Source organism: Pseudomonadota bacterium (genome assembly GCA_038533575.1).
In the GTDB taxonomy this organism is placed as follows: domain Bacteria; phylum Pseudomonadota; class Alphaproteobacteria; order Rhodobacterales; family Rhodobacteraceae; genus Shimia_B.
This window is the reverse complement of the sequence record JBCAYL010000001.1, coordinates 1,540,270-1,563,041: the sequence shown is the minus strand read 5'-3', so window position 1 is coordinate 1,563,041 and position 22,772 is coordinate 1,540,270. Positions and strand designations below refer to the sequence as shown.

The window sequence follows — 22,772 nt, the reverse complement described above, 5'->3', positions numbered from 1 at the left end:
CGGGGGCTTGACGGGTGCGCTGCGCCGCACATCCTTTTCACCATGAGATGGATTGCCCTTGCCCTCCTCGCGGGCCCCGCCTTTGCCGAGTGTCCCGCCAATCCCGATATCGCGCGCGCCGAAGGCGACCTCTATGCGCGCATCCAGGCGCTGCCCACGGGCGGCGGGGTGGGGCCGCTCAACGCCGAGCTCTGGCAGCTCTGGACCGCCGCGCCCGACGCCGAGGCGCAGGCGCTGCTCGATGCCGGGATGCAGGCGCTCCGCTTCGGTGATTACGGCTCCGCGGCCGAGCGGCTCGACGCGCTCATCGCCTACTGCCCGCACTATGCCGAGGGCTATAATCAGCGCGGCTTCGTCCATTACCTGCAATTCCAGTTCGCCGAGGCGCTCACCATGCTCGAGGCCGCCGAGGCGCGTTCGCCCCGCCACACGGGCGTGCTCACGGGCATGGCGCTCACGTTGATCGGTCTCGGGCGCACGGAGGAGGCGCAAGCGCCGCTGCGCCGCGCGCTCCGGCTCAATCCCTGGCTCTCGGAGCGGGCGCTCCTCACCGAGCCCCTTGAGCCACTGGGGCAGGAGTTATAACGCTCGGGCCGGGCCTGCGTGGTGGAATGGTAGACACAGGGGACTTAAAATCCCTAGGCGTAAGCCGTGCGAGTTCGAGTCTCGCCGCGGGCACCACTTCCCACCGATCGTGACACGCGCCATGCACTGCGCGCCGCCGGCTGGCGCCCTGATATCGTGGCTGGAGCCTGTCGCCCGGGGCAAATTCAGGCCGGGAATGCGGCCCGGGGCCAAAAACTGACCGAAACTTGGTCTAAAGGAAACACAGCTACGACATAATTTCGCTGCTTCCTCGGTGCACACGCTAACCAAGAAAACAGTTGTGGACGCTCGCGTACTGCAACGCGGCGTACCTTGCTGACGGAGTGCACAGACATGAAGATTCTGGCAGTCGATGACGATCAAACCGCGCTCGATATCATTCGTGCCACGCTGACCGCGGGCGGCTATGATCGCGTGGAGACCGTCCTGTCCGCGCGCGCGGCGCGCGAGAAGATCTCCGCCGCCGACACGCCTTTCGACTGCATCCTCCTCGACGTGGAAATGCCGGAGACCGACGGGATCGAGCTCTGCGCCGAGATCCGCGAGATGCCGGAATACGAACATCTCCCGATCATCATGGTGACGGCCGTCGCCGCCAAGGAAAAGCTCCATGACGCCATGGCATCGGGCGCGACCGACTACGTGAACAAGCCCTTCGACGGGCTCGAGCTCGGCGCGCGCATGCGCGCGGCATCCATCCTCAGCAGCGCGCTCAAGACGCAAGGCGGGCAGGCGGCGGAGGCCGCAAAGGTCGCGCCCGCGCCCATCAAGGGCAATGATTTCCGGCTCAGCGATCCCATCGCGCTCGACAGCGCGCCGGGCATGATGAGCATGGTGGAGCTGTCGCGCGAGCTTCTCGAGCCGCGCTCGAACCTGCGCAACGCCCGGGCTTTCGTGCTGCGCATGGCCGGGGCCGCCGATCTCTACCCGCGCCTGACGAATGCTCAATTCCGCAGCTTCCTCGAAAAGGCGGGGGCCAACCTGACGCGCGCGCTCATGCCCTGGAAGGGGCGCGTGGCCTATGTGGGCAACGGCCTTTTCCAGGTGATCCTCTTCAAGGGGCGCGGGCTCAAATCCGAAAGCGTGAAGGACCTGGTGATCTCCCGGGTGACCTCGGTCAGCTATACCGAGCTGGCCGATACGCGCGTCGAGCTCGGCCTCGAGTTTAAGCACGTGCCGGTGAAGCGGCTGGCCACGGGGAGCGACGTGCTCCTCTCGCTGGCGCAAACGACGGAATGGTGCCGCCTGACGGGCGCGGGGGCGAACCCGGAGGAATCCCTCGCGCTCCTGCGCAGCCATTTCCGCGGTGAGAAAACCGGCGGCGAGGAGCCCGATTGGGTTGCCCCGTTCTTCCGGCACCGCGTCCAGTCCGGCCCCCGGATCTTCCCGCGGCGCATCGTGCCTTCGATCCGCGCGGCCGCCCTTGCCGATCACGGCCCCCTCGGCGGCAATGTGGAGTCGGTGGCGAACCGCTGCTTCGACAAGCTGTCGGAATCGGTCGAGCAGCGCGCGAGCTGACGCGCCCCTGGCCCGCGTCTTGCGGGCCGCCTTCTCTATTAGGTCCCCGGTGAGCGCGCGTGCGCTCTTTTTGCGTGCCCGTATCTCTGTCGAGCGACATGGATTATGACTGGCGGCGCAGGGGATAGCGGGGAGCAGATGCGTGCCTTCACATGAGACGGCCAGGAGAGGCGGATGGGAGGCGGGCGCGGTGCCTTGGCCGCGGGCCCGGCCCCGCGGATGCGGGGCCTGATGCTGTCCGGAGCGCTCGAAGGGATCACCGTCGTCTCCCTCGAACACGCCATCGCCGCGCCGTTCTGCACGCGCCAGCTCGCGGATCTCGGCGCGCGGGTCATCAAGGTGGAGCGACCGGGCGTCGGCGATTTCGCGCGCGGCTATGACGAGCGTGCGCGGGGGATGAGCTCGCATTTCGTGTGGGTGAACCGGGGCAAGGAAAGCCTGACGCTCGACGTCAAGGCCGCGCCGGAGGTGCTCTCGGAGCTGGTGGCGCGGGCCGATGTCGTCGTTCAGAACCTTGCGCCGGGGGCCGCGGCGCGGCTCGGGCTCTCCTGGCCCGCGCTGCGGGAGGCGCATCCGGGCCTGATCTTCGCGGAGATCTCGGGCTACGGCCAGGACGGACCCTATGCGCAGCGGAAGGCCTACGACCTCCTCATCGAGGCGGAGGCCGGGTTTCTGTCGCTGACGGGGACGCAGGAGCACCCCTCCAAGGCGGGCATCGCCATCGCCGATATCGCGGCGGGCATGTACGCCTATTCGGGGATCCTCGCGGCCCTCATACAACGGGGCCGGACCGGGCAGGGGGCGCATCTCGATATCTCAATGCTCGAGGCTCTGGCGGAATGGACGGGCCACCCGCTCTACTACGCCATGGACGGCGCGGCCCCGCCGCCGCGGACGGCGGCCTCCCACGCCTACATCCTGCCCTACGGGCCGTTTGCCGCCTCCGACGGCGAGGTGATCCTTCTCGGCGTGCAGAACGCGCGGGAATGGGAGAGCTTCGCGCGCGTCGTGCTGGAGCGCCCGGACATGGCCGAAGATCCGGCGCTCGCCTCCATCACCGAGCGGAGCGCGCGGCGGGAGACGGTGCTGCCCGAGATCGAGGGCATTCTCGGCCGCCTCACCGGGTCCGAGCTCGAGGCGCGTCTTGAGCGGGCGAAGATCGGCTATGCCAAGCTCCGAGACATGGCCGATCTCTGGGCCCATCCCCAACTCGCCGCGCGCGGGCGCTGGGGCACCGGAGAGAGCGAGGTCGGGCCGCTACCTGCGCTGGCCGCGCCATTCCAGGGCGCCGAGGAGATCGCGCCCGTGCCCGCGCTCGGGGCACAGACGGGCGCGATCCTCGCGGAGTTGGGATACGCGCCGGGCGATATCGCGGGCATGCGGGCGCGCGGCGAGATTTGAGCTTTCCCTGCGTCGGGGACCGAATGGGCCGCGGCAGAGGTCCCGGCGCGGGGGCCGGGACGTGGGGGCCTACCCGTCGACGAGGCTCGCGGAATAGGCGATGGCGCGCTGGTAGTTGCCGCTGTCGTTCCACACGCTCAACACCTCGAAATTGGCGCTTCCGGGCGTGTAGGGCGCGCCCGGCTGCCACCCGTTGGAGGCCAGCATGCGGGCCGCCGTGGCCAGCGCGTCCGGGGCGTTCATGGGGTCCGCGGTCCCGTCGCCGTTGGCATCGACGGCGTAGCGCTCCCAATTGCCGGCGAGAAACTGCATGTGCCCGAGCTCCCCCGAGGGGCCACCCCGCGACGCGCCCGAGAGCACGCCGCGGTCCACGAGGCGCAGCGCCGCCAGGGCGTGCGGTTCGAAGCGCGGGTGACGGCGGCAATAGGAGGCCAGCGTCACCGACGCGCCCACGATGGGGGAGGACCCGGTATACCCGCCCCAAGAGGTCTCGAGCCCCCAGATCGTGGCGAGGATCGAGGCGGGGACGCCATAGGCCCGTTCAATGGCGGCGAACGTATTCGGGTTTCGCGCGATGCGCTGCTCGACGAGGTTCACAAAGGTCTGCGCCGTGGCGCCGGACCGCTTGGCGAGGAATTCGGCCGGGTCCCCCTGGAGCGTGCCGGTCTGCGTCGAGGGGCGGCTCTCGAAGCGCCAGGTGATATCGGACATCCGCGCCCCTTGCAGGGCCTCGAGCCCGCGCGCCCCGATCCCCGCGGCCCGCGCCTCCTCGGCGAAGCGGGCCTTGTAGGCGCCGAAGCTGCCCTTGTCGGTGATGCAGGTGGCCGCGGCGGCGCAGAGCGGTGCGAGGCCGAGGATGGCGGCGAGAACGAGGCGCATGGGCAATCTCCAAAACGATCCCGCCACCCTAGGCAGGATGCCTCGGCGGCCACCACGATTTTTTGCAAAAAATCGTGGTGTTCCCGGGGGTGCCGGGGGCGTCTCGCGCGATTGTGAGCCGCTCAGTCGCGCGTGCCGGAGAAGCGCTCCGCCCATTCCGTGCGCTGGTCGTCGGTGATCTTGGCGAAGAGCACGTCGGGCACGGTGAAGGCGTGGCCCGCCGGAAGGGCTTGGAGAGCCTCCGCCACGTCGTCGGGCCAGGACATATCGAGCGTGTTCATGCCCGAGAGCATGGAGGCCGCGGCATTGGGGATGAAGGGGGCCGAGAGCACCGCGTAGACGCGGATGAGATTGAGCGCGAGGCGGATCTGGGCGGCGGCTTGGTCGGGGTCTTCCTTGAAGGTGGACCACGGCGCCACCTCCTGCAGGTACTCGTTGCCCAGCACCCAAGCGCCGCGCAGCTCGGCGGCGGCCTTCCTCACCTCGATGGCATCCATGGCCGCCTCGTAGGCGCGGATGCGCTTGGTGAGGTCTTGGGTGAGCTGCTCCTCGCGCGGCCCGTATGCGCCGCCCTCGGGGATCGCCTCGGAGAACTTGGAGCGGCAGAACTTCGTCACGCGGCTCACGAAATTGCCGAGCACATCGGCGAGGTCCTTGTTCACGCCCTCCTGGAAGCGTTCCCAGGTGAATTCGCTGTCCGAGGTCTCCGGCGCGTTGGAGAGGAGCCACCAGCGCCAGTAATCCGCGGGCAGTATCTCGAGCGCCTGGTCCTGGAAGACGCCGCGGCCCTGAGACGTGGAGAACTGACCGCCGTCATAGTTCAGGTAATTGAACGACTTGATGTAATCGACGAGCTTCCACGGCTCGCCCGAGCCGAGGATGGTGGCCGGGAAAGAGAGTGTGTGGAAGGGCACGTTATCCTTGCCCATGAACTGGTAGTAGGTGACGTCGCCGGCGCCCTTGTCGGTGCGCCACCACCGCTCCCAGTCGCCCGGGTCGCGTTCCTGCGCGGCGGCGATGTATTCGATCGGGGCATCGAACCAGACGTAGAAGACCTTGCCCTCCATGCCGGGCCAGTCCTCGGCGCCCTTCTTGACGGGCACGCCCCAGTCGAGATCCCGCGTGATGCCGCGATCCTGGAGGCCGTCGCCGTCATTGAGCCATTTCTTGGCGATGGAGGTCGTCAGCACCGGCCAGTCGGTCTTCGAGGCGATCCAGTCGGAGAGCTCTTCGCGCATGGCCGACTGGCGCAGGTAGAGGTGCTTGGTCTTGCGCACCTCGAGGTCTGTCGAGCCCGAGATGGCCGAGCGCGGGTCGATGAGGTCGGTGGGGTCGAGCTGCTTCGTGCAGTTCTCGCACTGGTCGCCGCGGGCCTTGTCGTAGCCGCAATTGGGGCAGGTGCCTTCAATGTAGCGGTCGGGCAGGTAGCGGCCGTCGGCGTTGGAATAGATCTGCTCCTCCTCCACCTCGCGGATGAGGCCCCGCTCGGCGAGGACGCCGGCGAAGTGCTGCGTGAGCGCCTTGTTTTCATCCGACGACGAGCGCCCGAAATGATCGAAGCTCAGCCCGAAGCGCTTCCCGATATCGGCCTGGACGGCATGCATCTCGGCGCAGAACTCGGCCACGGGCTTGCCGGCCTTGGCGGCGGCGAGCTCGGCGGGGGTGCCGTGCTCATCGGTGGCGCACAGAAACATGACCTCGTGACCGCGGGCGCGCTTGTAGCGCGCGAAGAGATCGGCGGGGAGCTGCGAGCCCACGAGGTTGCCGAGGTGCTTGATCCCGTTGATGTAGGGGATCGCGGAGGTGATCAGAATGCGTGCCATGGATGCTCCGGTGCGTCGTCGCGCCCTGATATGGCGCTTTATTCGGCGCTGCCACCCCCATCCCGGTCCCGGCCCAGAAGCTTGCCCACGAGGAAGGACGTGCGCGGCGCGTAGACGTAGCTCGTCCGGGTCTGCGCGGGGCGCTTGAGCATGCGAAAGAGCGAGTAGATCACGAGCGCGATATGGCCCGCGGCGATGAAGTAGAAGAACGAGGCGGGCCCGTAGGCATCGATGAGCCGCGCGACGGTGATAGGCGCCACGATGGCGCCCACCGCATAGTAGAAGAGGAGCGCGGCGGAGAGCTCCGCGCGCTCGGAGCTCGCCGCGAAGTCGTGGGCGTGGGCCGACGAGATCGAGTAGATCGGCGTGATGAGCACCCCGAAGAGGAAGGAGGCGGCGATGGCAGCCTCCGCGCCCGAGACCGAGGCCGAGATCGCGCAGCCCGCCACGGAGGCGAGCGAGAAGCCGATGAGGACGCGGCGCCGGTCGTAACGGTCGGCGAGCCAGCCCGCGGGGAACTGGGCCACGGCGCCGCCCACGATGAGCGCGGCGAGAAACAGGCCGACCTCGTCGGCGGTGAGGCCGATCTCTGCCGCGTAGATCGGGCCCACCATGCGGTAGGCCGCCGAGGTGAGGCCGCCCACGATGACGCCGCCCACCGCCAGGGGAGAGCGGCTGATCGCGAGGAGCGGCTTCAGGCTGGGGGCCGTATCCGCCGTGGGTGGGCTCGCGCGGGTCATGGCCAGGGGCAGGATCGAGGCGCAGCAGAAGATCGTCAGGATCGTGTAGGCGATGTAGACCTCGACGCTCACGAGCGCGCCGATCATGAGCTGGGCGCCGAGCTGCCCGCCGAGATCGACGAGGCGGTACGCGCCGGTGGAGCGGCCGCGCGTCGCGTTGGTCACCTTGGCGTTGAGCCAGGCTTCGATGACGGTGTAGCAGCCCGCGACGCAGAGGCCGGAGGCGATGCGCAGCAGCGCCCATGTCTGGGGTGTGTCAGTGAGGACGTGGCCGAGGAGGCCGAGGGCCCCGAGCGCGGTAAAGACAGCGAAGCTGCGGCTGTAGCCCACCGCGCCCATCAGGCGCGGCGCCCACCAGCAGCCGATGAAGAAGCCTACGAAATGCGCCGAGCCGAGGAGGCCGATCTGGCCCGGGGTGAAGCCGAGCGAGAGCCCCGTGAGCGCGTCGAGCGTGCCCACGCCCCCCGAGGAAAGCTGGAGCAGGACGACCGACAGGAACAGCGCGGCGAAAGAGACGAAGAGGCCCATGGGACGTTCATGCGCCCGCGATCCCGCGGCTGCAAACCTTTCCGCCCGGAAGCGGCTAGCTGCGCGTGAGGCGGGTGAGGATCTCGATGCGGATTTCGGGGCCCACGAATTGCGGGAAGCCATCGGCGCCGAAGTCCCGCCGGTCCACGCGGCCGGTCATGAAGACCGAGAGGCGCGAGAGGTCGCCCGCCTCGGTGCCGCGCTGGCGAAAGACCTGCGCGTCGAGCGTGATGGGCCGCGTGATGCCCTTGATGGTGACGCGGCCCTCCACGCGGGCTGCGTTGACGTTGCCCGTGATGCGCGTGGCTTCGAACCGGATTGTGGGGAAGTCCTCCGCCGCGAGCACGTTGGGGCCGAGCATGGCGTCGGTGGCGAAGGCCTGTTCGGTGATGGCGCGGCGGGTGTCGAGCGTGACGACGGCGCGGCTCTGCTCGAGCGTGTCCACGTCGAGGGCGATCTCGGCGGCCGCGACGGGCATGTTGCCCTTGATTTCGGACCCGCCCGTCAGGTCGAACGCGAAGCCCACGAGGGAGGTCTCGCGATCGAGCGCGTAGCTGACCGCCTGGGCGAGGGCCGCCGGCGCCGTGAGCGGCGCTATGAGGAGGAGGGCGAGGAGGAGAGCCGGGAGCCTGTGCATGGCAGGGAGGTAGATCGTTCGCGCGCGACGTGCGGTCGCTTTTGCGTGATCGGGCGCTACCCCTGGGGCGAGAGCGGTGTGAGCGCGCGTGCCGGGCTCACCGACCAGTGCCGGGGCGGTGCCGCGCGGGCCCGCAGGCGGGTGAGGTGCCAGGGCGCGGCGGCCTCCGCCGTGGGGGCCATGTGCCAGCGCGTCTCCACCCCCGCCGCGCCGCCCTCGCCGGGCGTGAGCAGGAGCCCGAGCGGTGCGTGCCCGCGGGCGGCCCCCGTTTCCGCCGCGAGATGCAAGCGCCGGATCGGTGTGAGCGCCGGCGGGCCGGGCAGATCGCCCACGAGGAGCGGCACCGCGCCGGTGCGGAGCACTTCCTCGCAGCACCACAGCAGATCCGGCGCGCGCGACGGTTCCACGAAGGTGAGCCGCCCCGGATTGATGAAATCCGAGATGCCATCGGGATTGAGCCGGTCTGCATGCCAGGCGGGCGCGACCCAGAAGACCGGCCCCTCCATGGCCGCCGCGATCATGAGCGCGAGCGTGCGCCGCGCGGACCCGCAGAGCTCATGGACCCGCGCCGTTTCCAGCGCCAGCTCCCCCAGAAAGGGCGGCGTGCGCCCCCGGGCGCTGTCGGAGCGGGGCCGTTCACGGGTCAGAAGATGCGCGGCGGTGGCAGACATGGCAGACAGGGGAGCAGGGCAGGGAGCGGGATGACGGGCGGTTTGTTCTCTCTATGTTCTATTTTTCGGATGCCCCGCGTCAAGTGCTTGCCACGCCGCCTCCCGGGCGTAATGTCGCGCCAAAGGAGACAGCCATGAAGATGAACCCGCTCGGGCGGACGGGGATGACCGTCAGCGCCTACTGTCTCGGCACGATGACCTGGGGCACACAGACCGACGAGGCCGATGCCCATCGGCAGATGGACACCTCGCTCGCCGCTGGCATCAACTTCGTCGACACCGCCGAGATGTACCCCGTGAACCCGATCCGCGCCGAGACGGTGGGCCTCACCGAGACCTATATCGGCAACTGGAACGCGGCGAACAAATCCCGCCGGGGCGACTACATCCTCGCCACGAAGCACTCGGGCGAGGGCATGTCCTACGTGCGGGATGGCGCGCCCATCAGCTCCAAGACGATCCGCGAGACGCTCGAGGGGAACCTCAAGCGCCTCCAGACCGATTACATCGACCTCTACCAGTTCCACTGGCCCAATCGCGGCTCCTACCAGTTTCGCAAGAACTGGACCTACGACCCGACCGGCATCCGGGCCGAGGAGGTGCGCGCGGACATGCTCGACTGCCTCGAGGCGCTGCAGAAAGAGGTGGAGCGCGGCACGATCCGCGCCTTCGGCCTCTCGAACGAGAGCGCCTGGGGCACGTCGCAGTGGCTGCGCCTGAGCGAGGATCACGGGATGCCGCGCGTGGCTTCTGTGCAGAACGAGTATTCGCTCATGCACCGGCTCTATGACACGGACATGGCGGAGATGTCGGTGGCCGAGGACGTGGGTCTTTTCAGCTTTTCACCGCTCGCGACGGGCTTTCTCACCGGAAAGTATGCGGGCGGGGTGAAGCCCAAGGGCAGCCGCGCGGATATCAATGGCTCCCTCGGGGGGCGCTGGACGGAGCGGGGCCTCGCGGCTGCGGAGGCCTATACCGCGCTCGCCGCCGCCCACGGCGTCGATCCCGTCCACATGGCGATGGAATGGTCTGTCTCGCGGCCCTTCCTCGTCTCCGCCATTTTCGGCGCCACCTCCCACGATCAGCTCGAGCGGATCCTCGCGGGCGTCGAGACTGGGATCAGCCCCGAGCTCATGGAGGGGATCGACAAGACCCACCGCGCGCATCCCATGCCGTACTGAGCCCGCGATGCGGCGCGTTCTTCTGCTCCTCGTCGGACTGGCCTGGGCGTGCCCCGCGGCCGCCTTCACGCCGACGGAGGCCTATGAAGAGCGCGGGCGCAACGGCTGGATGCTCCGGGTCGCGCCCGAGATCGCGGAGCGCCCGGAGGTCTATCGCGGGATGCTCGCATTCCTCGCCGACCGGCTCGACGCGGTCGAGCGCGCGGTGCCGTCGGAGGCTGCCGCGACCCTGAAGGACACGGTGATCTGGCTCGAATGGGCGCCGCCGGGCAGCAGCGGGCGCTCGGTCTACCATGTCTCGGCCGGGTGGCTCTCGCGCAATGGCTTCAATCCCGAAAAGGCAGGGGGCATCGAGATCACGCAGCGCCTGGCGGAGCGGGCAGAGGCCGCGCCTTGGGCGCTTTTTCACGAGCTGGCGCACGCCTACCAATACGCCGTCCATGGCCGCGACGCGCCGGAGCTGATCGCCGCCCACGCGCGGGCGGAGGCGTCCGGGCTCTACGACGATGTAGCGCGGACCTTCGGGAGCCGGGCCCGCGCCTATGCCCTCGAGAACCCGAGAGAGTTCTTCGCCGAGATGAGCGAGGCGTTCTTCGGTCGCAACGACCACGCGCCGTTTGACCGCGCCGCCCTGCGCGCGCTCGATCCCGAGACGCATGACCTCATCGCGCGGCTGTGGGGCGTGGACCCGTGAGGAAGACCGGCGAGAGGCGCAGGAAGACTGAAGAGGGAGGGCCGAGATGCCAATGGAGATGAACAGGGAGGTGTTTATCACCTGCGCGGTGACGGGGTCGGGGAGCACGCAGGACCGCTCGCCCCATGTGCCGCGGTCGCCCAAGGAGATCGCCGAAAGCGCGATCGCGGCGGCGGAGGCCGGGGCGGCGATCGTCCATTGCCACGTGCGCGACCCGGAGACCGGCGCCCCCGCGCGGGACCTCAAGCTCTACCGCGAGCTGACCGACCGCGTGCGCGACGCCGACGTGGATGTCGTGCTCAATCTCACGGCGGGGATGGGCGGCGACATCGTTTTCGGCGGCACCGACGCGCCGCTTCCCGTGGCCGCGGGCACCGACATGATCGGCGCAGAGGAGCGCGTGGCCCACATCGCCGAATGCCTGCCCGAGATCTGCACCCTCGATTGCGGGACGATGAACTTCGCCGAGGCCGACTACGTCATGACCAACACGCCCGGCATGCTGCAGGCCATGGGCCGGATGATGACCGAGCTCGGCGTGAAGCCCGAGATCGAGGCCTTCGACACCGGGCACCTGTGGTATGCCAAGCAGCTGGTGAAGGAAGGCGTGCTCGAGGCGCCCGCGCTCGTCCAGCTCTGCATGGGCGTGCCCTGGGGCGCGCCCGATGACCTCAACACCTTCCTGGCCATGGTCAACAACGTCCCCGAGGACTGGACGTTCTCGGCCTTTGCCCTCGGCCGGCACCAGATGCCCTATGTTGCGGCCTCGGTCCTCGCGGGCGGCAACGTGCGGGTGGGGCTTGAAGACAACCTCATGCTCGACCGCGGGGTGCTGGCGACGAACGCGCAGCTCGTGACGCGCGCGCGGGAGATCATCGAGCGCATGGGAGCCAGCATTAGCGATCCGGTAACCGTGAGAGCGAAATTGGGGCTGACAAAGCGCGCCCCGGGCGAATAGATGTAGCGGTATTGAGGAATGCAGGAGCTATATCATGACGAAGACACTCATTTTGCTCGCCGTGACGGCCTTTGCGCTCGCGGCTTGCTCGGAGATCGCGGAGCATGGCGGTCTGCAGGGCCTGACCTGGGTCGAGACCGAAGAGGCCGTGCTGGCCTAAAGACGGGCTGGGGGGCTCTGCCCCCCGGCTTCGCCTCCCCCCGAGGTACAGGCACAAAGAAACCGGGCACAAAGAAACCGGGGCGCAAGTGTGCCCGAGCGACCGGATGCCGGACCGAGAGGTCTCAGGACGCGGGGAGGGGGCACCATGCCTAGAGCTGCGATTGTTGGCGGGGGCGTGATCGGCGGCGGCTGGGCCGCGCGATTTCTCTTGAATGGATGGGACGTGTCGGTGTTCGACCCGGACCCGGAGGCCGAGCGGAAGCTCGGAGACGTGCTGCAGAATGCGCGGCGCGCCCTGCCCGGGCTCTACGACCGGGCGCTACCGCGCGAAGGGCGGCTCTCGATGGAGACCGATCTCGCCGCGGCGGTGGCTGGCGCCGACTGGGTGCAGGAAAGCGTGCCCGAGCGGCTCGAGCTCAAGCATCACGTCTACACGGCCCTGCAAGAGGTCTGTCCGCCGGAGGCGGTGATCGGATCCTCCACCTCGGGCTTCAAACCCTCCGAGCTGCAGGTGGGCGCGCTCCGGCCAGGACAGATCGTCGTCGCCCATCCGTTCAACCCGGTCTACCTCCTGCCGCTGGTGGAGCTCGTGCCGAGCGCGGCGAACGACGCGGCGCTGATCGAGCGGGCCGCGGAGACGCTGCGCGCGATCGGCATGTATCCTCTCCGGGTGCGGCAGGAGATCGACGCCCATATCGCGGACCGCTTCCTCGAGGCCGTGTGGCGCGAGGCCCTCTGGCTCGTGAAGGACGGGGTCGCGACGACCGAGGAGATCGACGACGCCATCCGCTACGGCTTTGGCCTGCGCTGGGCGCAGATGGGCCTCTTCGAGACCTACCGTATCGCGGGCGGCGAGGCGGGGATGAAGCACTTCATCGCGCAATTCGGGCCGGCCTTGGAGTGGCCCTGGACGAAGCTCATGGATGTCCCGGAGCTGACCGACGATCTCATCGAGACGATCGCGGCGCAGTCTGACGCGCAGTCCGGCGGCCGCTCGATCCGCGACCTCGAGCGGATCCGGGACGGCAATCTCGTGGCCATGATGCGGGCGCTGAAGGCGCAGGGCTGGGGCGCGGGCGCGCTGATCTCCGGGCACGAAGCAAGCTTCGCGCCCGTGGAGCCGAGCGACGGGACAGAGGCGGCGGCGGTGGAGACAGTGCGCCGGGCCGTGCCGCTCGACTGGACCGACTACAACGGGCACATGAACGAAGCCCGCTACTTGCAGGCCTTCGGCGACGCCACGGACCGGTTCATGGAGATGATCGGCTGCGACGCGGCCTACATCGCCTCGGGCGGCAGCTACTTCACGGCCGAAACCCATATCCGGCATCTCGACGAGGTCCATGCCGGGGCGGTGATCACCATCACGACGCAGGTCCTCGAGGGGGCGGGCAAGAAGATGCATCTCTGGCACGAGATGCGCGCGGGCGAACGACTGCTCGCCACGGGGGAGCACATGCTGATCCACGTGAGCCTCGAGACGCGGCGCGCCTCGCCCCCGTCCGAGGCGGTGGCCGCACGGCTCGGCGCCTACGCGGAGGCCCATGCGCGGCTCGGCAGGCCAGACGGGGCAGGCCGCGCGGTGGGCGCGAAGTGAAGCGGGTGCTGATCACGGCGGGGGCCTCGGGCATCGGGCGGGCCATGGCCGAACGCTTCGCGGCGGCGGATTACGAGGTCTGGGTGACCGATGTGGATGCGGCGGCGCTCGCTGCGTGCCCGCCGGACTGGCAGGCACGCGCGGTGGATGCCGCCGACGAGAGGGCCATGGCGGGCCTCCTCGCCGAGACCGGGCCGCTCGACACGCTCTGTGCCAATGCGGGTATCGCCGGGCCCACGGCGGCGCTGGAAGACGTGGCGCTCGAGGACTGGCGGCGCTGCGTGTCGGTGAACCTCGAGGGCGCGTTCCTCGCTGCCAAGCACGCGGCCCCCGCCATGAAGGCGCGAGGGCAGGGGGCTATAATCTTCACGAGTTCCACGGCGGGGCTCTACGGCTATCCCTATCGCGCGCCCTACGCGGCGGCCAAATGGGCCGTGATCGGGCTCATGAAGACGGTGGCCATGGAGCTGGGCCCGCACGGGATCCGTGCCAACGCCATCTGCCCGGGCGCTGTGGAAGGGCCGCGCATGGAGGGCGTGTTGGAGCGCGAGGCCAAGGCCAAGGGCATGACGCGGGACGAGGTCTATGCGGGCTATGCCTCGGGCGTCTCGCTCAGGCGCCTCGTGACGGCAGAGGACATCGCCGAGATGGCGGTCTTCCTCGCCTCTGACGCGGCGCGGATGGTGTCGGGGCAGGTCATCGCGGTGGACGGGCATACGGAGACCCCGGACCCAAAGGTCTAGAGCCCGCGCCGCAGGAGCGCGATGTAGGCGGGGAATTCGCGGTCCCCGATCTCGGCGGCGCGCACGAGGCGGTCGAAATGGCGGGTGATGGTCTCCACCCGGTCACTGTCGCGGAAGGCGAGGTAGTTCGAGCCCAGATAAATGACCGCGAGGAGCGAGCCGAAGATCGTCACCGGCGCGGAGAAGAGCCTGCGCGCGTCGAAGAGATGCAGGCGCAGGCGGGGGTAGAGCTCCTCGTGGAGCGCCTCGAGTCGCTCGAGCTGGGCCGCGCGGATCGTGGCGGGGAGGTGCTGATAATAGCCTTCCGCCTGGGCCATGGCGCGCAGATCGTGGACGGGGACGGCGATCTCGTAATCGGACCGGGAGGCCTGCATCCAGTCGAGCTTGTCCTGGCTCGCGCCGATGGCCTGGTCGGTGGTACGCCCGAGGGACGGCTCGTATTCCCAGCGCAGCATCTCCGTCGTCTTGAGCATGTCGGGCAGGCCCGCAGGCACGTGGCGGATCTTGTAGCCCTGCGCCTCCTGGTGCCAGGCGAAGATCTGTTCGTCGACGAGGGCGCGCGGCGCCTCCGTGACGGTCATGGCGGCGGCGACGAGGTCGGAGGCCTGCTCGGGCCGGTCCGAGAGGCCGAGGAGCCAGTCCGCGCTCACGCCGAGCGCGGCGGCGCATTCGGCGACGAGCTGTGCGTTGGGCAGGCGCGGCCCTGCGTCCCTGAGAAGCTGGCTGATGGTCGAGCGGTCGACCCCGGTGGCGCGGGCCAGGGCGCTTTGGGAGGTGCCCGTGGTGGCGAGGACCTGATGGAGGCGCTCGCGGAGCAGGGTGGCGCGGTCCCGTTTGTCGGTAATTCTCTGCATTGGTGATAATTATCACGATTGTCGACCGATGTGAACTATTCGCCGGATGGCCCACAGCCTTCGAAAGCGGCAAGGCATGGGGCATGGACAGCCGCCTGCGCACCTTCGTCAAAGCCGCGCTTTGGACACTCATCGGTCTCCTCGTCATGACGGGGGTGGGCTTCGCCGTCACGGGGTCCCTCACCGTCAGCGGGGGCATGGCCGCCACCAACAGCCTGCTCGGCCTCCTGATCTACGTGGCCTACGAGCGGATCTGGGCGCGCATCCCTTGGGGGCGGACATGAGGCGGCCCGTCGAATGGCCCACGCTCGCGCTCTTCGCCCTGGTCTATGGCGGGATCGCCGCGGCGCTTCACGCGCCCGTGGGTCTCGCGATCCCCGCGCTCGCGGTGCTCATCGCGCTGCACTGCTCGCTCCAGCACGAGGCGATCCATGGGCACCCCTTTCGCAACCGCTGGCTCAATGCGGCGCTGGCGTGGCCGCCGCTGACGCTCGCCATCCCCTACTTGCGCTTCTACGACACTCACCTCGCGCATCATCGTGATGCGCGGCTCACCGATCCGCTGGACGATCCGGAAGCCAACTACCTCGACGCGGGAGCGTGGGAGCGGCTCCCGGCCTCGGCGCGCGCTATTCTGAGCTTCAACAACACGTTGGCGGGCCGGATGCTCATCGGGCCTGTGGTGGGGCAGGTGCTTTTCATGGCGGGGGACCTGCGCGCGCTCACGCCGCGGGTGATCCTGGGCTGGGCGCTTCATGTCCCGGCCGTGGCGGCGGTGCTCTGGGTGGTGACGCTCGCGCCGCTACCGCTCTGGGCCTATCTGGTCGCCGCCTATGGCGGGCTTTCCCTGCTCAAGATCCGCACGTTCTGCGAGCACCAAGCCCACGAGCAGGCGGGCGGGCGGTCGGTGATCATCGAGGACCGGGGTCCGCTCTCGCTCCTCTTCCTCAACAACAACCTGCACGTCGTCCACCACCTTCACCCCGGCGTCCCGTGGTACGATCTGCCGGGCCAGTTCGCGCGCAACCGCGCCACTTATCTCGAGACGAATGCGCATTATCGCTTCGCCTCCTACGGCGAGGTCTTCCGGCGACACTTCCTGCGCGCCAAGGACCCGGTGCCGCACCCGCTCTGGCGCCGGTAGGGCCCGGGGCGTAGGGGGATCCCATGTGGATCCCCGTCACGCTTTTCGCGGCCTTCATCCAGTCGCTCCGCTTCGTGCTGCAGAAGCGGCTCCGGTCCACGTCTCTCTCGACCGCCGGCGCGACCTTCGCGCGCTTCCTCTTCGCGTGGCCCCTGCTTCTTGCGCTGTCGCTCGGGTACGGGGCAGCGGTGGGGCTCGCCATGCCCGCGACGCCGGCCTCCTTCTGGGCGTACGGGCTCACCGGCGCGGTGGCACAGATCCTGGCCACGATGTGCACCGTGGCGATCTTCCAGCATCGCAACTTCGCCGTGGGGGTGACCTTCAAGAAGACGGAAGTCCTGCAGACCGCGCTCATCGGCTTCATCCTCTTGGGCGAGACCATCAGCTTCGGCGTGTTCCTCGCGCTGATGATCGGGCTCGGCGGGGTGATCGCGCTTTCAGATTCCCCGGAGATCAGCGGCAACTGGCGCGCGCGGGTGCTCAACCGCGCGACGGCGTTGGGGCTGGCCTCGGGGCTGCTCTTCGGCGTTTCGGGAGCGACCTACCGGGGGGCCGCACTCGCGCTCGAGGGGGGCGATGTCTTCCTGCGCGCGGCCTTCGGCCTTGCACTTCTGACGCTCGCGCAGACCGCCATGATGCTCGTTTATCTCAGGGTGTGGGAGCGCGGCGAGATCGAGCGCGTCTTCCGGGCGTGGCGTGCGGTGAGTCTCGTCGGCGTCACGTCGATGCTGGGCTCTCTCGGCTGGTTCACGGCCTTTGGCCTGCAGAAGGCCGCGCTCGTGAAGGCGCTCGGTCAGACGGAGCTGATCTTTTCCTTTCTCTTCTCGATCTTCCTCTTCGGCGAGCGCACCACGCTGCGTGAGCTCGGCGGGATCGCCGCTCTCGCGCTCAGTGTGGTGCTGGTGGTTTTGTTCTCCTAGCCGCGGAGGCGGAGAAAGAGGCTTTCCTCATCGTCGTTCTTGAAGAACGGCACAGAGGGCGGCGCGACGCTCGGATCGAGGGCGGCAAGCTCGGCCAGAACGACCTCGGTGATGAAAGGCAGATCAAGGCTGCGGGCCTCCTCCAGGGGGACCCAGCGCAGATGCGAGAGCTCGTCGGAGGCGCGCGAGAAGTCATCGAGATCGCCCGAGAGCGCATCGGCGGCCACCGCGAAAAACCGCGCGTCGAAGCGGCGCGGACGCCCCGGCGGGGTGATCGCGCGGAAGACGAACCTGAGGGGCGCGGCATCGGGCAGAAAGGGCATCCCCGCCGCGGACCCGCTTTGCCCGAGCATCAGGCCCGTCTCCTCCCAAAGCTCGCGAATGGCGGCGACGGCGAGGGCATGGGCCATGCCCGCGAGCCGCGTGGCGCAAGGCTCCGCCACGTGCCGCGCGAGCGGCGTGTCAGCGTCGGCGGCATCGACCGCGCCACCGGGAAAGACGAACTTCGACGGCATGAAGGCCGCCTGCGCGCCGCGCTGGCCCATGAGGACGTGCCTCTGCCCCTGCATGTCCCGGAGGGCGACGATCGTGGCGGCGTCTCGGATCGGCGGTTCTGTCATGGCGTCCTTCGGCTCAAGGGATCAGGGCCGCGAAAAGCCGTGCATCCGCCGCGACCACTGGAAGGCGACCATCATCCCCTTGAGCCGCGGCAGCAGGACGAGAGACAGCACGAGGCACGCCGATGAGAGCACGGCGAAGAGCACCAGCGGCTCCGGCTCGTAGCGGACGTAGCCGATATGGAGCGCCGGTGCCATGAGGTGCCCCACGATGAGAAGCGTGAGCCAGGCCGGCCCGTCATCGGCGCGCTGGTGGTGAAAGGCCTCGCCGCAGGACGGGCAGGCATCCCGCACCTTCAGGTAGCGGTGAAGCAGCTTCCCCTCGCCGCATTTCGGGCACCGGCAGAGGAGCCCGCGGCGCACCGCACGCCCGAGGGGGCGGTCCGCATCGTCTTCGCTGAGAGGTCTGGTGGCGTGCATGATGCCTCCCGCCTACGCCCCCGGCACCGCGTGGGAAAGAAAAATCGCCGCGCCGCGCGACGGAAAGGGCGGCGTGGGCCGTGTAGGGCATGTCCGAGGCTGGAGTGAGGCGGCGCCGGGCGATCCTGACCTACCCTCACCGAGGACGACACGATGACCACGACGACGAAGCTTCTCGCAGGCACCCTTGCCTTGTCCATCGGGCTCACGGGCCTGAGCGCGATTTCAGCAGAGGCCGAGGGCCGCGCCGGCGATGGCGCGCGCTTTTCGGAGCTCGACGCCGACGGCAACGGGGAGGTCAGCCTCGCCGAGATGCGCGCCTTCGGCGATGCCCGCTTCGAGGCGACCGACATCGATGGCGACGGTGCGCTTTCCATGGCCGAAATACTCGCCGCGCGCGAAGCCCAGAGCGCCGACCAGCGCGAGGCCCGCATCTCCCGCTTCATCGAGCGCGCGGACGCCAACGGCAACGGGACGCTCGAGCGCGACGAGTTCGGGGCGGGCGCCGACCGCATGGAGGCCCGCTTCGAGCGGCTCGATGCCGATGGCTCCGGCGGCCTCTCGCCGGAAGAGATGCGAAAGGCGCGCGAGGCGCGGGGCTTCCGCTTTGGCCGGGGGGACGGTCGCGACCGCGGGTGAGGCCGCTGAACTGGACGGGTCCGGCGCCAGCCGCTAGGCCCGTCGGCAGGCGGGGATGGAGTGATGGCGCTGGATGCGATGTCGGAGGTGAGCGATGACGCCCTCTTGGTGCTCTATGCCAATGGAGACAAGGACGCAGCGCGTTCGCTCACGCTGCGCCTCGCCCCGCGGATCCTCGCCCATGCCCACAGGCTGCTCAATGATCGCGCGGAGGCCGAAGACGTCACGCAGGAGGCGCTGCTGCGTCTCTGGAAGGTGGCGCCCGACTGGCGCCCGGGGGAGGCGAAGGTGACCACATGGCTCTATCGGGTGACGGCCAATCTCTGCACCGACCGGCTCAGGAAGGCCCGCCCGGCGGCGCTAGAGGAGCCGGCGGACATCGCCGATGCTGCGCCCGGCGCGGAGCAGGGCATCATGGCCAAGACCCGCGCGGCCGCGCTGCAGCATGCGCTGGCGGAATTGCCCGAGCGGCAGCGGGAGGCCGTTGTCCTCCGCCACATCGAGAACCTGCCCAACCCGCAGATCGCCGAGATCATGGACATCTCCGTGGAAGCGGTCGAGAGTTTGACGGCGCGGGGCAAGCGGGCGCTGGCGAAAGCCTTGGCCGCGCGTCGCGCAGAATTAGGATTTGAACGATGACGCGGCCCCCCGAAAAAGAGCTAAACGCCGAGGAGCTTGACGCGGTCTTCGCGGCTTCCGACGGCGAAGGCCCTCTGCCCTCCGCGGACCTCGTGGCGCGCATCCTCGCGGATGCGGAGCGGGAGCAGGCGGTCGAGCAGGCAGAGCAACGCCCCTGGCACGCGCGCCTGCAGGACATGCTCGGCGGCTGGCGGGGGATGTCCGGCCTTGCCGGTGCCGTTGCCACGGGGCTCGTCATCGGGATGTTCCCGCCGGACATGCTCCTCCTCTTCACGGAAGCGCTGATCGGCGTGGAGTTGAGCGCGGCCGATTACGTGCCGCGCCTGGGCGAGGTGGCGTTCGATGGCTGACGCAGAGCCCCCCCGGGCCGGGCTCGGGCGCGGCGGGCGCGTGGTGCTTTACCTCTCGCTCGCCTTCAATCTCGTCATCGTGGGCATCGTCGTCGGGGCGATCGCCACGCAGGGGCAGCGCGGCCACGACAGGCGACCTCCCGCCGCCGAGGAGATCGGCATGGGGGCCGTGATCGCCGCGCTCGAGCCGCGCGAGCGGCGGGCGCTGGCGCTCGAGATGCGCCGCGCCCTCCGGCAGGACGGGCGCTCCCGCGGTGCGCTCAAGGCGCAGCTCGAAGGGGTGGTCGCCGCGCTGCGGGCGGAGCCTTTCCAGCCCGAGGAGGTCTCACGACTTCTCGGCGCCCAGCTCTCGGAGGCCGAATTCAGACTGGGGCTGGCGCGGGATATCTTCGTCGCTCGGCTCGTCGCGATGGATGAGACAGAGCGCGCGGCCTTCGCAGACGGGCTAGAGGAGGAGCTCGCCCGCCCGAGGGGGCCACGCGGGCCCCGCGCAGGCGACTAGGGCCTCACGCAGCGGGCCGGCAGACCCGCACCATGTCCCGCCCGCCGGCCTTGGCGGCATAGAGCGCGAGATCGGCCTGTTCGAGCAGGTGATGGATCTGGGTGCGCTCGCGCAGCAGATCGTGTTCGTCCGGGTCACCGCCGATCACGAGCCCGACCGAGACGGACAGGGGGACGCCGCCGATGATCTCGTCCCGCGCGAAGCTCTCGCTGCGGGTGAGCGCGCAGAGCCGCACGGCCACGGCCTTGGCCTGCTCAAGCGACGTGTCCGGCATGGCCACGAGGAACTCCTCCCCGCCGAGACGGGCGAGAAGGTCCATCGAGCGCAGGTTGGCGCGCAGCCGCTGGGCGAACTCGGTGAGCACGCGGTCGCCCACGGCATGCCCGTGGGTGTCGTTCACGCGTTTGAAGAAATCGAGGTCGAGCACCATGAGCGCGAAGCAGCGCCCCGAGAGCTCCGCCGATTGGGACATGCGCTCCAGATAGGGCATCGCGTAGCGGCGATTGTAGAGCCCGGTGAGCGGATCGGTCACCGCGGCCTCGAGGCCCGCTTTCACCGAGCGGCGCAGCGCCTCTTCCACATGGCGACGGCGCAGCAGGCGCGAGAGCCGTTCGGCGGCCTCTCCGGGCTCGAAGCCCGTGGCCATGACATCGCCCGCTCCGGTATCGAGCGCTGTGACCGCGAGATCGGCGTGCTCGTGCGGGCTCACCACGAGGATCGCGGTGTGCCGGCCCTCGGTCCGCGCCCGAAGCGAGGAGACGAAATCGAGCCTCTGCCGCGCGTCCGGGCCGCTCACGCCCACGAGGAGCGCGTCGAAGGGCCCCTGCGCGGCCTCGCGCTTCACCAGTTCGGCAGGGTCGAGGATGTCGATATCATGGGGCATCCGGGCCGCGAGCGCGGACTGCCAGCTCGCACCTTGCCCCCGCGTTTCGGCCACGATGCCGATCCGGCTCCGCCCGAGGAACGACGCGCAGTCCTCCGCGAAACCGAGCGCCGCGGAGGTATCGGTCCGCAGGGCAAGTTCTTCATGGGTGCTGCGCGCGCGCAGGAGGTTGCGGATGCGGGCGAAGAGATCCCTGTCATCGTAGGGCCGCGAGACGACGTCGCCCACGCCCGCGGCCAGAGCATGGGTGCGGGCCTCCTTCGCCTCTTCCGGCAAAAGTGCCATGACAGGGATCCGCAATGGGCGAAGCCGGGCCTGAAGGAGCGCGGCACCGCCCCCCTCGAGCTCGTATTCGCACAGGATGACATCCGGGGCCTCGCGCTCGGCCTTCTCCAGCGCTTCCTTGATCGTGGCGGCATGGGTCACATTGAAGTAGGCGGCTGCCAGCTTCACCTTTAACACGATCCGCGTGGTCACCACGGGATCGACGATGAGCACGCGCGCTGTCATGCAGGAGCCTCAATCTGATACGGACGCTGCATGGTTGCTACCGAAGTGTTAACAAACTCTTTCCGATTTTAGATCATTTCATGGCTTTGGCGGGTTTTCGCCAGTCGAGAGGCAGAGGACGAGACCATGCGGCGCGATGCGGCAGAGACGATGGCCCTGGGGGCGCTGGGCTGGTTGGTGGGCCATGACGAGCTCAGGCCGGTCTTCCTCGGCTCCACCGGCGCCAACGAAGCGGACCTGCGAGCGCGGGCCGGGGAGCCCGAGTTTCTCGGCTCCGTGCTCGATTTCATCCTGATGGATGATGCCTGGGTGGTGGCCCTTTGCGACGCGCAGGGCTGGGCCTATACGGACCTTGCCGAGGCGCGCATGGCACTGCCGGGGGGTGGTCAGGTGGACTGGACATGACCGCCATAAAAGCCGTTCTTTTCGACAAGGATGGCACCTTATTCGACTTCGAGGCGACTTGGTCCGCTTGGGCGGGGCGTGCGCTGCGCGAAGTGTCGGGGGGAGACGACGCCCTCGCGGAGGTGCTCGCCGGAGCGCTGGGCTACGATCTCGCGCGGGAGACGTTCCACCCCGACAGCCTCGTCATCGCGGGCACCATGCAGGAGCAGGCCGCGGCCCTCGCCCCGCATCTCGAGATGACCGAGGCGGAGGTCTCGACCCGGCTCATCGCGCTTTCCGAGGGTGTCCCGCAGCAGGAGGTCGTACCTCTCGGGCCGTTCCTCCGGGGCCTGAAGACTGCTGGCTATGCGCTCGGCGTGGCCACCAACGATGCGGAGGCCTCCGCGATCTTGCATCTGAGGCGCGCGGGCGCGTTGCCGCATTTCGATTTCATCGCGGGCTACGATTCCGGGCATGGCGGGAAGCCCGCGCCCGGGCAGCTTATCGCCTTTGCCGAGCGGCTGGGCCTCGCGCCCCCCGAGATCGCGATGGTGGGCGATTCCACCCATGATCTGCACGCTGCCCGGGAGGCCGGCTGCGTGGGCGTAGGGGTGCTGACGGGGCTGGCGCCTGAGGCCGTGCTCGCGCCGCTGGCGGAGGTGGTCCTGCCTTCCATTGCCGTCCTGCCGGACTGGCTCGCCGAGCGCTGATCGCGCGGCCAGACGTGGCACCAGACGTGGGAAACGACACGATCCGTCGCCTTCTGACAGGT

At 69.1% G+C, this 22,772-nt stretch carries 27 protein-coding genes and 1 tRNA gene; 19 read left to right on the top strand and 9 right to left on the bottom strand.

Annotation, left to right across the window (positions count from 1 at the left end; genetic code table 11):
• Positions 1 to 42: 42 nt before the first annotated feature.
• The 4 genes from AAFM92_07965 to AAFM92_07950 all read left to right on the top strand — a co-directional run bounded on the left by AAFM92_07965 (position 43) and on the right by AAFM92_07950 (position 3,525).
• Positions 43 to 585 (top strand): tetratricopeptide repeat protein, encoded by a 543-nt coding sequence (locus AAFM92_07965; GenBank protein ID MEL7300303.1) that lies wholly within the window; start codon positions 43 to 45, stop codon positions 583 to 585.
• A 12-nt stretch (positions 586 to 597) separates the two neighbouring features.
• Positions 598 to 681: transfer RNA gene (locus AAFM92_07960), tRNA-Leu, on the top strand.
• Positions 682 to 939: 258 nt separating this feature from the next.
• Positions 940 to 2,124, top strand: a complete 1,185-nt coding sequence (locus tag AAFM92_07955) for a response regulator (protein MEL7300302.1) — start codon at positions 940 to 942, stop codon at positions 2,122 to 2,124.
• Positions 2,125 to 2,355: 231 nt separating this feature from the next.
• Positions 2,356 to 3,525, top strand: coding sequence for a CaiB/BaiF CoA-transferase family protein (locus tag AAFM92_07950; GenBank protein MEL7300301.1), 1,170 nt, complete (start codon positions 2,356 to 2,358; stop codon positions 3,523 to 3,525).
• 69 nt (positions 3,526 to 3,594) lie between these two features.
• Here the strand turns inward: AAFM92_07950 and AAFM92_07945 are convergent, their stop codons facing one another.
• From AAFM92_07945 to AAFM92_07925, 5 genes are all read right to left on the bottom strand, one after another.
• Positions 3,595 to 4,404, bottom strand: a complete 810-nt coding sequence (locus AAFM92_07945; protein ID MEL7300300.1) for a lytic murein transglycosylase — start codon at positions 4,402 to 4,404, stop codon at positions 3,595 to 3,597.
• 122 nt (positions 4,405 to 4,526) lie between these two features.
• Entirely contained in the window at positions 4,527 to 6,227 is a 1,701-nt protein-coding gene (gene metG, locus AAFM92_07940; protein ID MEL7300299.1) for a methionine--tRNA ligase, read from the bottom strand.
• Between the two features lie 38 nt (positions 6,228 to 6,265).
• The gene (locus AAFM92_07935) at positions 6,266 to 7,495 is read right to left on the bottom strand and encodes an MFS transporter (protein MEL7300298.1); all 1,230 of its coding nucleotides are present in this window, start codon (positions 7,493 to 7,495) and stop codon (positions 6,266 to 6,268) included.
• A 55-nt stretch (positions 7,496 to 7,550) separates the two neighbouring features.
• A complete protein-coding gene (locus AAFM92_07930; GenBank protein MEL7300297.1) occupies positions 7,551 to 8,132 on the bottom strand; it encodes a YceI family protein in 582 nt (193 codons plus the stop codon).
• Positions 8,133 to 8,188: 56 nt separating this feature from the next.
• The gene (locus AAFM92_07925) at positions 8,189 to 8,803 is read right to left on the bottom strand and encodes a hypothetical protein (protein MEL7300296.1); all 615 of its coding nucleotides are present in this window, start codon (positions 8,801 to 8,803) and stop codon (positions 8,189 to 8,191) included.
• A gap of 134 nt (positions 8,804 to 8,937) precedes the next feature.
• On the opposite strand from AAFM92_07925, the gene AAFM92_07920 reads away from it, so the two are divergent.
• From AAFM92_07920 to AAFM92_07895, 6 genes are all read left to right on the top strand, one after another.
• A complete protein-coding gene (locus AAFM92_07920; GenBank protein MEL7300295.1) occupies positions 8,938 to 9,984 on the top strand; it encodes an aldo/keto reductase in 1,047 nt (348 codons plus the stop codon).
• Positions 9,985 to 9,991: 7 nt separating this feature from the next.
• Entirely contained in the window at positions 9,992 to 10,678 is a 687-nt protein-coding gene (locus AAFM92_07915) for a hypothetical protein (protein MEL7300294.1), read from the top strand.
• Positions 10,679 to 10,724: 46 nt separating this feature from the next.
• Positions 10,725 to 11,636 carry a 3-keto-5-aminohexanoate cleavage protein gene (locus tag AAFM92_07910; protein MEL7300293.1) on the top strand — a complete coding sequence of 304 codons (912 nt, stop codon included), beginning with the start codon at positions 10,725 to 10,727 and terminating at the stop codon, positions 11,634 to 11,636.
• A gap of 34 nt (positions 11,637 to 11,670) precedes the next feature.
• Positions 11,671 to 11,796, top strand: coding sequence for a hypothetical protein (locus AAFM92_07905; protein ID MEL7300292.1), 126 nt, complete (start codon positions 11,671 to 11,673; stop codon positions 11,794 to 11,796).
• Between the two features lie 147 nt (positions 11,797 to 11,943).
• Positions 11,944 to 13,395: a carnitine 3-dehydrogenase gene (locus AAFM92_07900; protein MEL7300291.1), complete on the top strand. Its 1,452-nt coding sequence runs from the start codon at positions 11,944 to 11,946 to the stop codon at positions 13,393 to 13,395.
• Positions 13,392 to 14,138: an SDR family oxidoreductase gene (locus AAFM92_07895; GenBank protein ID MEL7300290.1), complete on the top strand. Its 747-nt coding sequence runs from the start codon at positions 13,392 to 13,394 to the stop codon at positions 14,136 to 14,138. The genes AAFM92_07900 and AAFM92_07895 overlap by 4 nt, the downstream gene beginning before the upstream one ends.
• Here the strand turns inward: AAFM92_07895 and AAFM92_07890 are convergent.
• A complete protein-coding gene (locus AAFM92_07890; protein MEL7300289.1) occupies positions 14,135 to 14,992 on the bottom strand; it encodes a helix-turn-helix transcriptional regulator in 858 nt (285 codons plus the stop codon). The two genes, AAFM92_07895 and AAFM92_07890, sit on opposite strands and share 4 nt — an antisense overlap.
• An 83-nt stretch (positions 14,993 to 15,075) precedes the next feature.
• Between AAFM92_07890 and AAFM92_07885 the strand changes: the two genes are divergently transcribed.
• Genes AAFM92_07885 through AAFM92_07875 form a run of 3 tightly spaced genes read left to right on the top strand, consistent with a single transcriptional unit; the run spans position 15,076 to position 17,056 of the window.
• Positions 15,076 to 15,276, top strand: coding sequence for a DUF2061 domain-containing protein (locus tag AAFM92_07885; protein ID MEL7300288.1), 201 nt, complete (start codon positions 15,076 to 15,078; stop codon positions 15,274 to 15,276).
• Positions 15,273 to 16,136 (top strand): fatty acid desaturase, encoded by an 864-nt coding sequence (locus tag AAFM92_07880; protein ID MEL7300287.1) that lies wholly within the window; start codon positions 15,273 to 15,275, stop codon positions 16,134 to 16,136. Before AAFM92_07885 ends, AAFM92_07880 begins: the two co-directional genes overlap by 4 nt.
• 23 nt (positions 16,137 to 16,159) lie before the next feature.
• Positions 16,160 to 17,056 carry an EamA/RhaT family transporter gene (locus tag AAFM92_07875; GenBank protein ID MEL7300286.1) on the top strand — a complete coding sequence of 299 codons (897 nt, stop codon included), beginning with the start codon at positions 16,160 to 16,162 and terminating at the stop codon, positions 17,054 to 17,056.
• Here the strand turns inward: AAFM92_07875 and AAFM92_07870 are convergent.
• Both AAFM92_07870 and AAFM92_07865 read right to left on the bottom strand, forming a co-directional pair.
• A complete protein-coding gene (locus tag AAFM92_07870) occupies positions 17,053 to 17,676 on the bottom strand; it encodes an NUDIX hydrolase (GenBank protein ID MEL7300285.1) in 624 nt (207 codons plus the stop codon). The two genes, AAFM92_07875 and AAFM92_07870, sit on opposite strands and share 4 nt — an antisense overlap.
• Positions 17,677 to 17,697: 21 nt before the next feature.
• Positions 17,698 to 18,093, bottom strand: a complete 396-nt coding sequence (locus tag AAFM92_07865) for a DUF983 domain-containing protein (protein ID MEL7300284.1) — start codon at positions 18,091 to 18,093, stop codon at positions 17,698 to 17,700.
• Positions 18,094 to 18,246: 153 nt separating this feature from the next.
• On the opposite strand from AAFM92_07865, the gene AAFM92_07860 reads away from it, so the two are divergent.
• The 4 genes from AAFM92_07860 to AAFM92_07845 all read left to right on the top strand — a co-directional run bounded on the left by AAFM92_07860 (position 18,247) and on the right by AAFM92_07845 (position 20,223).
• The gene (locus AAFM92_07860) at positions 18,247 to 18,732 is read left to right on the top strand and encodes an EF-hand domain-containing protein (GenBank protein MEL7300283.1); all 486 of its coding nucleotides are present in this window, start codon (positions 18,247 to 18,249) and stop codon (positions 18,730 to 18,732) included.
• 63 nt (positions 18,733 to 18,795) lie between these two features.
• Complete coding sequence (locus AAFM92_07855; GenBank protein MEL7300282.1) at positions 18,796 to 19,371, top strand: RNA polymerase sigma factor; 576 nt, start codon at positions 18,796 to 18,798, stop codon at positions 19,369 to 19,371.
• Entirely contained in the window at positions 19,368 to 19,721 is a 354-nt protein-coding gene (locus AAFM92_07850; protein MEL7300281.1) for a hypothetical protein, read from the top strand. Before AAFM92_07855 ends, AAFM92_07850 begins: the two co-directional genes overlap by 4 nt.
• Positions 19,714 to 20,223 (top strand): periplasmic heavy metal sensor, encoded by a 510-nt coding sequence (locus AAFM92_07845; GenBank protein MEL7300280.1) that lies wholly within the window; start codon positions 19,714 to 19,716, stop codon positions 20,221 to 20,223. Before AAFM92_07850 ends, AAFM92_07845 begins: the two co-directional genes overlap by 8 nt.
• 4 nt (positions 20,224 to 20,227) lie before the next feature.
• Here AAFM92_07845 and AAFM92_07840 read toward each other — a convergent pair whose 3' ends face one another.
• Positions 20,228 to 21,616 (bottom strand): diguanylate cyclase, encoded by a 1,389-nt coding sequence (locus tag AAFM92_07840; protein ID MEL7300279.1) that lies wholly within the window; start codon positions 21,614 to 21,616, stop codon positions 20,228 to 20,230.
• Between the two features lie 126 nt (positions 21,617 to 21,742).
• On the opposite strand from AAFM92_07840, the gene AAFM92_07835 reads away from it, so the two are divergent.
• The gene (locus AAFM92_07835) at positions 21,743 to 22,021 is read left to right on the top strand and encodes a DUF3572 domain-containing protein (protein ID MEL7300278.1); all 279 of its coding nucleotides are present in this window, start codon (positions 21,743 to 21,745) and stop codon (positions 22,019 to 22,021) included.
• Positions 22,018 to 22,710 carry an HAD family hydrolase gene (locus tag AAFM92_07830; GenBank protein ID MEL7300277.1) on the top strand — a complete coding sequence of 231 codons (693 nt, stop codon included), beginning with the start codon at positions 22,018 to 22,020 and terminating at the stop codon, positions 22,708 to 22,710. The genes AAFM92_07835 and AAFM92_07830 overlap by 4 nt, the downstream gene beginning before the upstream one ends.
• Positions 22,711 to 22,772: the final 62 nt, after the last annotated feature.